This is a genomic window from Kitasatospora sp. NPDC029367, from assembly GCF_055569135.1.
Genome location: NZ_JBVHYH010000007.1, coordinates 17473 through 31485 on the forward strand (window position 1 = coordinate 17473; position 14013 = coordinate 31485).

9 protein-coding genes and 3 tRNA genes are annotated in these 14013 nt (G+C 75.3%); 10 read left to right on the forward strand and 2 right to left on the reverse strand.

What is annotated here, in order from left to right:
- Window positions 1-80 precede the first annotated feature (80 nt).
- From ACZ4W5_RS06280 to ACZ4W5_RS06300, 5 genes are all read left to right on the forward strand, one after another.
- The gene (locus ACZ4W5_RS06280) at window positions 81-908 is read left to right on the forward strand and encodes a MerR family transcriptional regulator (protein WP_360227292.1); all 828 of its coding nucleotides are present in this window, start codon (window positions 81-83) and stop codon (window positions 906-908) included.
- 55 nt (window positions 909-963) lie between these two features.
- Window positions 964-2208 carry an MFS transporter gene (locus tag ACZ4W5_RS06285; RefSeq protein ID WP_465653271.1) on the forward strand — a complete coding sequence of 415 codons (1245 nt, stop codon included), beginning with the start codon at window positions 964-966 and terminating at the stop codon, window positions 2206-2208.
- 129 nt (window positions 2209-2337) lie between these two features.
- Window positions 2338-3702, forward strand: a complete 1365-nt coding sequence (locus ACZ4W5_RS06290) for an FAD-binding oxidoreductase (RefSeq protein WP_465653273.1) — start codon at window positions 2338-2340, stop codon at window positions 3700-3702.
- Between the two features lie 478 nt (window positions 3703-4180).
- Window positions 4181-4510, forward strand: a complete 330-nt coding sequence (locus ACZ4W5_RS06295) for a hypothetical protein (protein WP_360227283.1) — start codon at window positions 4181-4183, stop codon at window positions 4508-4510.
- Between the two features lie 497 nt (window positions 4511-5007).
- Window positions 5008-5784, forward strand: a complete 777-nt coding sequence (locus ACZ4W5_RS06300) for a pyridoxal 5'-phosphate synthase (RefSeq protein ID WP_402484915.1) — start codon at window positions 5008-5010, stop codon at window positions 5782-5784.
- Window positions 5785-5850: 66 nt separating this feature from the next.
- Here the strand turns inward: ACZ4W5_RS06300 and ACZ4W5_RS06305 are convergent, their stop codons facing one another.
- Window positions 5851-6915: an EamA family transporter gene (locus ACZ4W5_RS06305; RefSeq protein ID WP_465653276.1), complete on the reverse strand. Its 1065-nt coding sequence runs from the start codon at window positions 6913-6915 to the stop codon at window positions 5851-5853.
- Between the two features lie 163 nt (window positions 6916-7078).
- On the opposite strand from ACZ4W5_RS06305, the gene ACZ4W5_RS06310 reads away from it, so the two are divergent.
- Both ACZ4W5_RS06310 and ACZ4W5_RS06315 read left to right on the forward strand, forming a co-directional pair.
- Window positions 7079-7948 (forward strand): DUF1906 domain-containing protein, encoded by an 870-nt coding sequence (locus ACZ4W5_RS06310; protein ID WP_465653278.1) that lies wholly within the window; start codon window positions 7079-7081, stop codon window positions 7946-7948.
- A gap of 201 nt (window positions 7949-8149) precedes the next feature.
- Window positions 8150-9811, forward strand: coding sequence for a long-chain fatty acid--CoA ligase (locus tag ACZ4W5_RS06315; RefSeq protein ID WP_465653280.1), 1662 nt, complete (start codon window positions 8150-8152; stop codon window positions 9809-9811).
- A gap of 57 nt (window positions 9812-9868) precedes the next feature.
- Here the strand turns inward: ACZ4W5_RS06315 and ACZ4W5_RS06320 are convergent, their stop codons facing one another.
- Window positions 9869-13309, reverse strand: a complete 3441-nt coding sequence (locus tag ACZ4W5_RS06320) for a hybrid sensor histidine kinase/response regulator (RefSeq protein WP_465653282.1) — start codon at window positions 13307-13309, stop codon at window positions 9869-9871.
- Window positions 13310-13486: 177 nt separating this feature from the next.
- On the opposite strand from ACZ4W5_RS06320, the gene ACZ4W5_RS06325 reads away from it, so the two are divergent.
- The 3 genes from ACZ4W5_RS06325 (at window position 13487) to ACZ4W5_RS06335 (ending at window position 13969) form a co-directional block, all read left to right on the forward strand.
- Window positions 13487-13580: transfer RNA gene (locus ACZ4W5_RS06325), tRNA-Ser, on the forward strand.
- Window positions 13581-13786: 206 nt separating this feature from the next.
- Window positions 13787-13862, forward strand: a tRNA-Arg gene (locus ACZ4W5_RS06330).
- Window positions 13863-13893: 31 nt separating this feature from the next.
- Window positions 13894-13969: transfer RNA gene (locus ACZ4W5_RS06335), tRNA-Arg, on the forward strand.
- Window positions 13970-14013 lie beyond the last annotated feature (44 nt).

A 14013-nucleotide genomic window follows, 5' to 3' on the forward strand; every position in this document is an offset into this window, starting at 1 on the left:
TGGGCCAGTGGTGGGCCGTGGCTGGCCCGGCGGCCGGGGGTTGACCCTGACACGGGGGGAGACGGTGGAGTGGGAGCACCATGTTGAACATCGGAGACTTCGCCGTCCACGGCCGGGTGTCGGTGCGAATGCTGCGCCACTACGACGCGATCGGCCTGCTCACGCCCGCCCGGGTCGACCCGGTCACCGGGTACCGCTCCTACGAGGCGGGCCAACTCGCCCGGCTGAACCGGGTGATCGCGCTCAAGGAGCTCGGCTTCACGCTGCAGCAGGTACGGGCCGTGCTGGACGAGCACCTGGACGCGGCCGAGCTGCGCGGGATGCTGCGGTTGCGGCGGGCCCAGCTCGCCGAGGCGATCGCGGCGGACGAGCGGCGGCTGGCCCGGGTGGAGGCGAGGCTCCGGACGATCGAGAGCGAGGGGAACATGTTCGAGCACGACGTCGTGGTGAAGCCCGTTCCGTCCGTGCGGGTGGCCCAACTGAGCGGTGTGGCGGCGAGTTACGCGCCGGAGGACATCACCCCGGTGATCGGCCCGCTCTTCGACGAGCTGTGCCGGCGGGTGGAGGAGTCCGGGATCGAGGTGGTCGGGCCGTCCGTCGCCCGGTACGAGGACGGGCCGGAGGGCGACGGCTCGGTGGTCATCCGGGTCGCCCTCCAGGTCGCGCCGTCCGTGCGGAACGACCGGGCGGACTTCGAGGTGGTCGACCTGGCGCCCATCGAGGAGGCGGTGACCATCGTCCACCGCGGCTCGATGGACGACGCGATGGGCAGCTTCCAGGCGCTGGCCCGCTACATCGACGAGAACGGCTACCGCTCGACCGGCTACGCCCGGGAGCGCTACCTGGAGACCCCGGAGGACCGGTCCGGCTGGGTCGTCGAGTTCCAGGAACCGGTGGTCCGCAGGTAGCGGCCGCGGCTCGCGGTTTGCCCTCGACCAGGTCGAGGCTCCTAGCGTCCCCGGCATGACCACCGCGACCTCCGCCGGGGCGGCCCGGCGCACCCCCCTGCCCCGGCCGTACCTGCCCCGGCCGTACCTGCTCTGGCTGGCCGGGGCCCAGGCCGGGCTGCTGGGTGACGCCGCGTTGTCCTTCGCCCTCGGCTGGGCCGCCTCCGGGTACGGCGGCGGGGCGGCCGGGCTGGTGCTGACGGCGGTCACCGTGCCCCGTACGGTGCTGGTCCTGCTGGGCGGGGCGGTGGCGGACCGGGTCGGCGCCCGCCGGGTGATGCTCGCCGGGGACGCGGTGATGCTGGTGGTGACCGCCGGACTGGCGCTCGCGGTGGCCGGCGACCGGGCCGCGCCGCTGTGGCTGCTGGTCGGGGCGGCCGGGGTGACCGGCGCGGTCGACGCGTTCTACCTCCCGGCGAGCGGCTCGATGCCGCGCCGGCTGGTGCCCGCGGACCGGCTGCCCCGGGCGCTCGCGCTGCGGCAGGCCGGCGGGCAGTGCGCGGTGCTGCTCGGGGCGCCGCTGGGCGGCCTGCTGGTCGCCGGGGGCGGGCTCGCGGGCGCGGCGGCGGCGGACGCGGTGAGCTTCGCGGTCGTCCTGCTGGTGCTGCTGCGGGTCCGGCCGGACCGGGACGGGCCCGGTCCGGCTCCCGCCGCCGCCCCGGTGGGCCTGCTGCGGGAGGCGGGGGCGGGCGTCCGGCTGGCCCTGGGGGATCCGCTGCTGCGGGCCGCGCTGCTGCTGACCGGGGCCGCCGCGGGGGCGCTGCTGCCCGTGGTCTCGCTGCTCGGCCCGCTGCTCGCCCGGGCACACGGCTGGGCGGCGGGCACCGCCGGACTGGTGACCGCCGGTCAGGCGGCGGGGGTGCTCGTGGTGGCGGCGTCGGTCGCCTGGCGCGGAGGGCTGCCCCGGCCGGGGGTCGGGGCGGCCGCCGGGCTCTGCACGGCCTCGGCGGGCACCGCGCTGCTGGCGCTGTCCGGCGGTCCGGCGGCGGCGGTGACCGGCAGCACGGTGCTGGGCCTCGGCTCCGGACTGTTCGCCTGCCACCTCGGACCGCTGGTGCTCGGTGGCGCTCCGGCCTCCCATCTCTCCCGGGTGCAGGCGTTGTTGACGCTGGTGCAGAGCCTCGCCCTGGTGCTGTCCACCGGGCTGCTCGGGACGGTGGCGGACGCGACGGGGGCCGTCCTGCCCGCCCTGTGCTGTGCCATCGCCGCCGGGGTGGCCGGGCTGGCGGCCCTCGCCGCCCCGGCGCTGCGCCGGGCCTGACCGACCGGCACCGCCCGTCGGTGGGGCGGCGGCCGCGGCGTGCGACCGGCTCCGAGGCCCACTTGCCCGGCCCCGGGCCTCGGGGCAGAGTGCGGAGGTGGCGGCGGTGCGCGGTGACTGGAGGCGGCGATGAGTGATCTGACGGACCGACTGGCACTGGGCCTCCCGGCGGAGGCGGTGGTGGTGGATCCGGACGTGACCGCCGCCTACAGCCACGACATGGCGGGCTTCTGCGCCGCCGGCACTCCCGCGGTGGTGGTCTTCCCGGAGACGGTCGAGCAGGTGCAGCACGTGCTGCGCACCGCGACCGAGCTGCGGGTGCCGGTGGTGCCGCAGGGGGCCCGGACCGGGCTGTCGGGGGCGGCGAACGCCGTCGACGGCTGCGTCGTGCTGTCGCTGGTGAAGCTGAACCGGATCCTGGAGATCGACCCGGTGAACCGGGTGGCGGTCGTCGAGCCGGGCGTGGTGAACGCGGAACTGTCGCGCGCGGTAGAGGAGTTGGGGCTCTGCTACCCGCCGGACCCGTCCAGCTGGGAGTCCTGCACGATCGGCGGCAACATCGGCACCGGCGCGGGCGGGCTCTGCTGTGTGAAGTACGGCGTCACCAGTGAGTACGTGCTCGGGCTGGATGTGGTGCTGGCGGACGGCCGGCTGCTGTCCACCGGGCGCCGCACGGCCAAGGGAGTGGCCGGGTACGACCTGACCCGGCTGTTCGTCGGCTCGGAGGGCACCCTCGGAGTGGTGGTCCGGGCGGTGCTGGCGCTGCGGCCCGCGCCGGAGCCGCAGCTGGCGCTGGCGGCGGAGTTCCCCAGCGCGGACACCGCGGGGGCGGCGGTCTGCGCGGTGATGGAGCGCGGGCTGACCCCGTCGCTGATGGAGCTGATGGACGCGGTCTCCGTCCGGGCCGTCAACGAGCTGGGGCAGATGGGGCTGCCGGAGTCGACCCGGGCGCTGCTGCTGGTGGCCTTCGACGGGCCGGACCGGGAGGCCGGACTGGCCCGGGTCGCGGAGCTGTGCCGGGAGGCCGGGGCGACGGAGGTGGTCCCGGCCGAGGACCAGGCCGAGTCGGACCTGCTGCTGGCGGCCCGGCGGCTGGCGCTGCCCGCGCTGGACCGGCTGGGCACCACGATGATCGACGACGTCGCGGTGCCGCGCTCCCGGCTGGCCGAGATGCTCAACGGAGTCGCGGCGATCGCCGAGCGGCACGCGCTGACGATCGGGGTGGTCAGCCACGCCGGGGACGGCAACACCCACCCGATCGTGATCTTCGATGCCGCGGACCCGGAGCAGACGGCGCGTGCCCAGCGCTCCTTCGACGAGATCATGGCGCTCGGGCTGGAGCTGGGCGGCACGATCACCGGGGAGCACGGGGTGGGGCTGCTCAAGCGGGACTGGCTGGCGCGTGAGCTGGGGCCGGTCGGGCTGGAGCTGCAGCGGCAGGTGAAGGCGGTCTTCGACCCGCTGGGCATCCTCAATCCGGGCAAGATGGTCTGACCGGGCAAGATGGTCTGATTTTCAGGACGGATGTCATTTCCGCATTTCGTGCCCTTGGTCGGCCCGCCTTTTCAGTACGACTTTCCGATGGTCTGCGAATGGCCGAAAAGTCGACTTGGAAGGGTGATCGAACGTAGCGGGGGCGTGTTTCGATGCGCCTTGCGCCGGGGTGGTGCGCCCGGAGGTTCGTACGGCACCGATGCGCCGTCGTCCGGCGCCCGCCGAAAGGCCGCCGATCGGGCGAAGTGCCAGCTCAGTGGCGGTGTGTCGGCGCACTGTCCGGTTCGGTGCCCGTTATGCGCAGCCTCGGTGGATATCACGCTTACGGGCGAAAACTGATCCGCCGGCTAGTGCTTTGTCGATTTGTTGCGGAAGTCTGTCTCCCGGCGTCGCAGCCCGCAGGTGTTCGTCTGGCCGGCGAACCCCCGCAACCCTGCTCGACCAATGCACGATTAACAGTTTTTTGGAGGCATACAACATGGCTCGCTTCAACACCCGCCGGGTGTCCGGGATCCTGCTCGCCGCCCCGCTGGCGGCGGGTCTGCTGCTGGCCGGTGCCGGGGTCGCCGCCGCCGACAACGGCGCGGGCGCCGCGGCCGGTTCCAACGCCGGCGTGGTGTCCAACACGGGTACCGGCAACGTCTTCGGCGGCGTCGACGGCAACTACGTCTCCACCCAGCAGACGGCCACCGGTGCCGGCGCCTCGAACCAGAACAACACCGTCGCGGTGAAGGACAACACGGGCAACGTCCTGGCCGGTCAGGGCAACAAGAACGTCAACGTCATCTTCGCCCCGATCTTCCCCTGACGGCCCCGGGTGCCACTGCCGGCGGGGGCGCCGGAGGTGGACGGCCGCGGGTGAGCTGAACATCCGCGGCGGGGTTCGGAACGGTCACCGGGCGGGCTTCCCGCCCCGGGTGGACCGGGGAGACCGGACGAACGCATGGACCGGCCAGCGGAAAGGGTCGCCGCGAAACCGGCCTCGTGGGCGGTGCCGCCATCGGCACCGCCCACGAGTGCGTCCGGGCCCGGGGTTGCCACCAGCCCCGCCCGCGCGCCCCGCCCGTGCGCGCCCCGCCCGTGCGCGCCCCGCCCGTGCGCGCCCCGCCCGCGCGCCCCACCCGTGCGCGCCCCGCGCGCGCCCCGTCCCCCGCGAGCGGTCCGGACCCGTCCAGCGAGGGCCCGCGCCCGGAGGCGTCGGTCCACGGCGGTACGGTTGCGCTCCGACAGCGCTCCACGTGCCCGGGCCCGGAACGGACGGCCCGGTCGGGGCGGCGACCGCGGCAATCGGAAGGAAGGCGCGCGATGGCGGCGGAGGACGAGGGCCTGACCGGCCCGGACGGGGCCAGGCCCGTACCGGAGCCGCAGCCGGAGCCGTGCCCGGCACCACTGGACGAGCGCCGGCCCGGGCCGCGGTCCGTCCCCGAACTGCTGCTCGGCCGCCCGCCGATGGCCCGCCCGCTGCCCTCCTTCGACCCCGCGACCGCCCCCGCCGAGCCCGGCCCGCTGTTCGTGGACTGGCTCGTCACCGCCCTGGACGCCGGGGTGCTGGACCCGCAGGCCTTCACCCTCTCCACGGTCGACGCCGACGGCATGCCGGACGCCCGGGTGCTGGTGCTGCGCGACGTGGACGCGGCCGGCACCGGCTGGAACTTCTCCGCGGCCGCCGACAGCCCCAAGGGCCGCCAGCTCGCCCACCACCCGGCGGCCGCGCTGAGCGTCTACTGGCCGCAGCTGGGCCGCCAGGTCCGGGTGCGCGGCAGCGTCGAGCGGGCCGCCGACCTGGTCGCCGCCGCGGAGTTCGCCACCCGCTCGCCCGCCGCCCGGGTCGGTGCGCTGGTCGGCCGGCAGAGCGAGCCGCTGGGTGAGCTGGCCGAGTACGACGAGGCGGTGGCGGTCGCCCGGCGCCGGCTGGAGGCCACCCCGGACGCCGTCGCGCCCGGCCACGCGGTCTACACCCTGTGGGCGCACGAGGTGGAGTTCTGGCAGGGCGACGCCCAGCGCCGGCACGTCCGGCTGCGCTACACCCGCACCGGTCCGGTCCGCACCCCGGAGTGGTCCCGCACCCTGCTCTGGCCGTAGGCCGGCGTCACGGGGCCGGCGCCGTGACGCCGGCCCCGAACGGCCGGTACGACCGGCCCCGTACGGTCAGCGCCGTCCGGTCAGCGTGGCCCCCACGCTGGCCGCGACCACACAGCCGATCCCGGCCAGCTGTGCCGCGCCCAGCAGCTGGCCGAGCACCACCAGCCCGACCAGTGCGCTGACCGCCGGCTCCAGGCTGACCAGCACGCTGAACACCCGCTGGGGCATCCGCCGCAGCGCCGTCATCTCCAGCGCGTACGGGAGCACCGGCAGCAGCAGCGCCACTCCGGCCGCCGAGGCGAGCAGCACCAGCGGCGAGGCGCCGGAGGCGGTCAGCCCGTCCCAGGCCTCGCCGAGCCCGAACGGCGCGAGGAACAGGGCGCCGACCGTCATCGACACCGCCAGCCCCTGGAAACCCTTGAAGGTGGCGCCGACCTTGTCGGTGAACAGGATGTACAGCGCGTAGCAGCCGGCCGCGCCGAAGGCGTAGAGCAGGCCGACCGGGTCGAGCGAGCCGCCGCCGTCCCCCTCGCCGAGCAGGGTCAGCAGGACGACCCCGGCGGCCGCGAGCAGCGCCCAGAGCAGGTGGCTGGCCCGCCGGGCGAAGACCAGGGCGACCGCGAGCGGGCCGAGGAACTCGATGGTCGCGGCGGTGCCCATCGGCAGCCGGTCGATCGCCCCGGCGAACAGGAGGGTCATCCCGGCGGAGGCCATGCCGAGCAGCGCGGCCGCGGCGAGGTCGCGCGGGCGCTTGTCGCGCAGCCGGGGCCGGGTGACGGCGAGCAGGATCACCGCGGCGAAGCCCAGCCGCAGGAAGGTGGTGCCGCTGACCCCGAGCGGGCCGAACAGCGGCTTGGACAGGGCGATGCCGGTCTGCACCAGGAACATCGCGACCAGACACAGAAGCGGCGCCGGGATCCTGTCCGGGCGCCGCAGGGCCTTGCCGATCCGGCCGGTGGACCGGCCGGGTCGGAGCCCCGGGGGCGCCGTGGAGCCGGGCTCCCCACCTCGTCGCCAGCTGCCCCGCTCGCCGGCGGGCTCGCCCTTGGGGGCGGGCGGCATGGCAAGGGCCTCGGCGACGGCAGCGGCCGAGGCGGGGGCGACGGTTTCGCCGGTGTGGGAGGTGGGCATGCTGACGAGTTTGCCGTAAGGAGTGACCAACCAGCAAGCTCGTTACAACCCGTTCACGGAAACCGGGACGGATGCGGACGGGTGCGCCCGAAAGGGTGGGCTCGAACGGGCCATGCGGCGTGGTTGGCGCGTTCATCCGATGGTCCGTCAGTATCAAGGCCGGGTGCGCTATCTCCGCCCAGCGGCCCTCCTCGCCGCCTCCCTCGTGCTCCTGCTGGCCACCGACGGGACGGGTGTGAGCGCCGAGGCCTCCGTCCCGGCCGCCGCCGCCCCGCGCATCCGGGCCGTCCGGCTCCCCGACCGGATCGGGCCGCCCCGGTTCCGCGACCACTGGAGCGGCACCGCCTTCGACGCCTGCACCGCCCCCTCGACCGACGCACTGCGGGCCTGGCGCGCCGCCTCCCCGTACGGGGCGGTCGGCATCTACGTCAGCGGCTCCCAGCGCGGCTGCACCCAGCCCCGGCTCACCGCGGACTGGATCCACCAGGCGCGCGCGATCGGCTGGCGGTTCCTGCCGGTGCACGTCGGCCTCCAGGCGCCGTGCGCCGACCCGAGCCGCAAGCCCCGGCGGATCGACCCGGCCAAGGCCGCCGAGCAGGGCGGGGACGAGGCCGGCGAGGCCGTGCGCGCGATGCGCGCGCTCGGCTTCGGCAAGGGCGCCCCGGTCTACCTGGACATCGAGGCCTACCCGATGCACGACGCCGGCTGCGGCCAGGCCGTGGTCGACTTCGCCCTCGGCTGGACCAGGGCCCTGCACGCGGCGGGCTACCGCTCCGGCTTCTACTCCAGCCTCGACTCCGGCGTCGCCGACCTGGCCGCCGCCGCCCGGGCCGGCAGCGCCCCGCTCCCCGACGCCGTCTGGTACGCCCGCTGGGACGACCACGCCGACACCGCCGGCTCCGGCCCGCTCGACCCGCAGCTCTGGGCCTCCCACCAGCGCGTCCACCAGTACCACGGCAACGTCCAGGAGACCTACGCCGGCGAGACCCTCACCGTCGACCGCGACCAGGTCGACGGCCCGACCGCCGGCTGACCGCGCCACCCCACCGCGGCCAACGGCGGCGAGACGGCGAGGCGAGGCGGCGAGGGGAGGCGGCGCCTCAGTGATCCGTGCAACGGGTTCAGGATGCTGACAGCGGCCGGACGGAACGGCACAATCGGGCACGTCCACGCGCATTACCCCCCGGTAGGAAGTGCCGTGGAACCGCCAGTGCCGCCAGGTCGAGGAGGACCCGTGTTCAGCACGATGCAGGACGTACCGCTCACCGTCGCCAGGATCCTGGAGCACGGGTCCACGGTCCACGCCCGTTCCACCGTCACCACCTGGGACGCGACCGGTCCGGTCGTCCGGACCTACGCCGAGGTGGGCGCGCGCGCCGCGCAGCTGGCACACGCGCTGCGCGACGAGCTCGGGGTGACGGGCGACGACCGGGTCGCGACGCTGATGTGGAACAACGACGTCCACCTGGAGGCGTACCTCGCCGTCCCGTCGATGGGCGCCGTGCTGCACACCCTGAACCTGCGGCTGCCCGCCCAGCAGCTGTCCTTCATCGTCGACCACGCCGCCGACCGCGTGATCATCGTCAACGGCAGCGTCCTGCCGCTGCTCGCCGCCGTGCTGCCGCAGCTCGCGCCCACGCTCAAGCACATCGTGGTGGCCGGCCCCGGCGACCGCTCGGTGCTGGCCGGCTTCGCCGGCGGCGTGCACGACTACGAGGAGCTGATCGCCGACCGGCCCACCGACTACCCGTGGCAGCGGGACATCGACGAGCGCCAGGCCGCCGTGCTCTGCTACACCTCCGGCACCACCGGGGACCCGAAGGGCGTGCTCTACAGCCACCGGTCGATCTACCTGCACTGCATGCAGGTCAACACCGGCGACAACTTCGCCTTCACCCCGCGCGACACCGCCCTGCCGGTGGTCCCGATGTTCCACGTGAACGCCTGGGGCATCCCGCACGCCGCCTTCATGTCCGGCGCCAACCTGCTGATGCCGGACCGCTTCCTCCAGCCCAAGCCGATGGCCGAGATGATCGCCGCCGTCCGCCCCACCGTCAGCGCCGCCGTCCCGACCATCTGGAGCGGCCTGCTGGACGAGCTGGACGCGGGCGACTACGACACCTCCAGCCTGCGCATGGTCGTCATCGGCGGCAGCGCCTGCCCGCCCTCGCTGATGAAGGCCTACGACGAGCGCCACGGCATCCGGGTGCTGCACGCCTGGGGCATGACCGAGACCTCCCCGCTCGGCTGCTTCGCCCAGCCGCCGGGCGGCCTCACCCCCGAGGAGGAGTGGCCGTACCGGATCACCCAGGGCCTCTTCCCGGCCTCGGTCGAGGCCCGGCTGATCGGCCCGGGCGGCGAGCGGATGCCGCACGACGGCGTCTCGGCCGGCGAGCTGGAGGTCCGCGGCCCGTGGATCGCCGGCGCGTACTACGGCGGCGCCGGGCAGGACCCGGTCCGCCCGGATGACAAGTTCTCCGAGGACGGCTGGCTGCGCACCGGCGACGTGGGCACCATCACCGCCGACGGCTACCTGACCCTTACCGACCGGGCCAAGGACGTCATCAAGTCGGGCGGCGAGTGGATCTCCTCCGTCGAGCTGGAGAACGCCCTGATGGGTCACCCCGAGGTGGCCGAGGCCGCCGTGGTCGCGGTGCCGGACGAGAAGTGGGGCGAGCGCCCGCTGGCCACCGTGGTGCTGCGCCCGGGCGCAGCCGTCGGGCTCAAGGAGCTGCGGGCCTTCCTGGCCGAGCGGATCGCCTCCTGGCAGCTGCCGGAGCGCTGGGCGATCGTCGAGTCCGTCCCGAAGACCTCGGTCGGCAAGTTCGACAAGAAGGTGATCCGGGCCAGCTACGCGGCCGACGAACTGGACGTCACCACGCTCGGCAAGGAGTAGCGGACGTACACCGGAGGGCCGGCCCCGCACGGGGTCGGCCCTCCGGCGCGTCCGGGCTCAGCCCGCGGCGGCGACGCCCGCCTCGCCCATCGCGCCGATCCGCCCGAGCAGGTCGACGATCCGGGACTGGACGTCCTCGCTGGTGGAGCGCTCGGCGAGGAAGAGCACCGTCTCGCCGGTGCGCAGCCGGGGCAGCTCGCGCGGGTCGAGGTCCACCGAGGTGTAGACCACGAGCGGGGTGCGGTGCAGCCGGTCGTTGGCGCGCAGCCAGTCCAGCAGTCCGATCCGGCGGCGGCGGATCTGGAACAGGTCCATCACCACCAGGTTGGGCTGCACGCTGCTGGCCCGGGCGACGGCGTCGTTCTCGTCCACCGCGTGCTCGACGTGCATGCCGCGCCGCTCCAGGCTGCTGATCATGGCGGCGGCGATGTCCGGATCGCCCTCGACCAGCAGCACCCGCGGGGCGTGGTGCTCGCCGTCGCGCGGGGCCAGGGCGCGCAGCAGCACGGCGGGGTCGGCGCCGTAGGCGGCGTCCCGGGTGGCCTGGCCGAGGCCCGCGGTCACCAGCACCGGGACCCGGCTGTTGAGCGCCGCGGTGCGCAGCGACTGCAGCGCGGTGCGGGTGATCGGGCCGGTCAGCGGGTCGACGAAGAGCGCCGCCGGGAAGGCGTTCGCCTGGGCGTCCACCTCCTCGCGGGAGCGGACGATCACCGGCAGGTAGCCGCGGGCCTGGAGCGCCTGGCCGGTGGCCGGGTCGGGCTCGGGCCAGACCAGCAGCCGGCGGGTGTTGGCCAGTTCACCGGAGGCGGCCTGCGGCTGCTCGGCGTCCGGGCGGTCGCTCCGGGCGGCGGGCAGTTCGGCCAGCGCGCGCGGCGCGGCCGGCCCGGGCGGTTGCGGGGCGGCGGGCACCGGGGCGGCGGCCGGTCGCGGCGGCGCCAGTTCGGCCAGTCCGCTGCCGACCGGGCGCGGCCCGTCCGGCTCCTCGGCGGCGGACAGCGCGGGCCGGGCCGGCTCCAGCGCGCCGCCGGTCTGCGGAGCGGGTGCTCCGGCCGGGGCGTCCGCTCCGGGCCCGGGCGGTACGGAGAGCCGGCGGCGGCGGCCGGTCGGTGCGACGGCGGGCTCGGCCGGGGCGGGTGCCGGGCCGGTGGGCAGGGCGTGTTCCAGGCCGGGGTAGACCGGGGTGTCGCCCACGCCGGGGAGCGCGAAGCCGCCCGAGGAGTCCTCCGGGGAGGGCAGGGCGCGGCGTCTGCGCGGCTTGGCCTCGACGCCGTCCTCGGTGGCGGCGCCGTTCGGCTGCGGTTCGACGGAGGCGGAGGCGGAGGCGGAGGTGGGAGCGGCGGCGGCGTCGGCGGGCGCCGGGCCGAGCGCCAGCGGCCCACGGCCGGCGGGCCGGCCCTGGGCGGGGCGCGCGCCCTCCACGGGTACGGCGTAGGCGGGGCCGGAGCGGCCGTCGTCCTTGCCCCAGGGGTCGCTCTGCGCCGCCTCCGGGGCGGCCGGGCCGGGGCGGCCGTAGGCGGGGTCGTTGCCGGTGCCGTTCCACTGCTCGGGGACGGCCCGCTCGACCCGGGCGGGGGCGTTCGGCCACTGGTCGGCGGGAGCGGCCGGGGCGGAGCCCTCGGGGGCCCCGGCTTCGGCGGCGGGCCGGCCGCGGCGGCCGCGGCGCTCGGCCGGGGCCTCCTCGGCGGGTGCCTGCTCCGGTTCGGCGGCCTCGTGGGTGCCCGGCGCGTCGCCGGGGCGGCCGGAGCCGGTCGGGGTGCCGGCGGCCGGGGTGGGCCCGGTGGACTCGGCGGCGTCGACGCCGCTGGTGGGCAGTTGCGGAATGCCCGGCAGCTCGGGCAGGACGGCGCTGTCGCCCTCCTTGGGCCGGTCCGAGCGGCCCTCGGCGGAGGCGCGTTCGGCGGCGGCCTTCGCGGCGGCCGGGTCCAGCGGCAGCTCGACCACGTAGGTGGTCCCGGCCTTGCCGGGCAGCTCGTGCGGCTGGAGCACGCCACCGTGGCGCTCGACCACCGCGCGGGCTATCGGCAGGTGGACGGGGCTGCCGCCGACACCGGGGCCGCGGATCTCGACCCGGGCGACCTCGCCGCGCTGGGCGGCGGCCAGGACGACGGTCGGCGGTTCGGCGGGCGCCGGCGGGGTGGGCGGGCCGCCCAGCCCGGGCGCGGTCAGTCCGGGGACGGCCAGACCGGGGGAGGGGGCGGTGGGCGGGTCCAGCGAGAGGCCGGTACCGCTGACGTCGGCGACCAGGTGGGCCAGCGCCTGGGCGAGCCGACGCTCGTCGGCGATCACCTCGACCGCGGCGGCGTGCACCGAGAAGCGCACCCGGCCGGGGCCGACCAGCTCGCCGGCCTCCTCGACGGCCCGGCGGACCACCTGGTCCAGGCCGACCGGGACCCGCTTCGCGGCCCCGCGCCCGCCCTTGCCGTCCCGGCCCTCGGGCGGTGCGCCCTCGCCGGCCTCGGAGCGCTGGTGCTCCAGCACGCCGTCGATCAGCTTGCCGAACCGGCGGCACTCGTCGGCGAGCCGTCGCAGGGTCCAGTTGGCCTCGGGCCAGAGCTGCCCGGCCGGGTCGGCGGCGAGGCGGTCCAGTCGCTGGTTCAGCGCGCTCAGCGCGCCGCCGAGCTCGCTCTCCAGGACGGCGGTGAGGTGCTCGTTACGGGCGACCAGGGCGAGTTCGCGGCTGCGGTCGGTGAAGGTCATCACCGCGCCGACCAGCTCGTCGCCGTCCCGGACCGGGGCGGTGGTGAGGTCGACGGTGACGGGGCGGCCGTCCTTGCGCCACAGCACGGTGCCGCGCACCCGGTGCTTGCGCCCGGAGGTCAGGGTGTCCAGCAGCGCGGACTCCTCCAGCGCCAGCGGGGTGCCGTCGGCCCGGGAGTGCTGGATCAGCGGGTGCAGCTCGCGCCCGCCCAGCTCGCTCGCCCGGTACTCCAGGATGTGCGCGGCGGCCGGGTTGACCAGGACGCAGCGGCCTTCGAGGTCCACGCCGAGCACGCCCTCGGCGGCGGCCCGCAGGATCATCTCGGTCTGCTTGTGCTGGCGGCGCAGCTCGGTCTCGACGCCGAGCCGCCCGGAGAGGTCCCGGACCAGCAGCAGGAGCAGGTCGGAGGACGAGGAGGCGCGGGAGCCCTCGCGGTAGGGCTCGTAGGGGGAGCGCCCGTAGCCGTCGCCGCCGTCGGCGGCGAAGTCGTTGCCGGAGACCTCGACCGGGAAGGTCGTCCCGTCGGTGCGGTGGGCGGTCATCCGGACCGGACGGTCCAGGGCGTCGGCCTCGCGGGTGGCCGGGCGCATCGAGCCCGGGATCCGGCTGGGGTCGAACTCGGGTAGCAGGCCGAGCACGCCCATGCCGACCAGCGAGGTGCCGGGCGCCTGTAGCGCCTGGACCGCCGCGCTGTTGGCGTCCACCACGGTGCCGTTGCTGTTCACCAGCAACAGCGCTTCGGGCAGGGCGTCGAGTATGGCGTCGAGGCGAGCAGCGCCTCGGATCGGCCTGCTGCTCACGTCGACAGGTCTCCTCGGCTCAGGGCAGCTCCTCCGGAGTCGGCAGTATCTCATTCTTCTTTGCGGCGGGAGCGACCCGCCTAGTAACGTGGGCGGTGGTTGGTGCCGAGCCCCACGGTTGTGGCATCATCACTGACACACGGAACGGGCCCGCTCGCGCGGGTGTGATCCATGTGGGGAGGCTTCGCCTAGTCCGGTCTATGGCGCCGCACTGCTAATGCGGTTTCGGGGTTATTCCTGATCGAGGGTTCAAATCCCTCAGCCTCCGCCAGCCGGGGAGCCCCGTCGACGATCATGTCGGCGGGGCTCTTCGCATGTCCGGGGCCCGTCGGCCGCCCGGCCGGGACGGGGTCCGCGGGCTGCCGGGACGGGGGCCGCAGGCGGCCGGCCCGGGTCGGATCAATCGATTTCGTCCTGCGTCGCAGGTCATGTAATGTTGTCCACGCAACGCCCCGGGGGCATGGTTCACCAGGGCGAGCGCTCATAGCTCAACGGATAGAGCACTTGACTACGGATCAAGAGGTTGCAGGTTCGAATCCTGCTGAGCGCACCACACTCCGCAAGATCGGGTTCGCCCGTTCCTTGCGCTCATAGCTCAACGGATAGAGCACTTGACTACGGATCAAGAGGTTGCAGGTTCGAATCCTGCTGAGCGCACCAGCGAGAAGCCCCCGGCCACCGGCCGGGGGCTTCTCCGTTTTCCG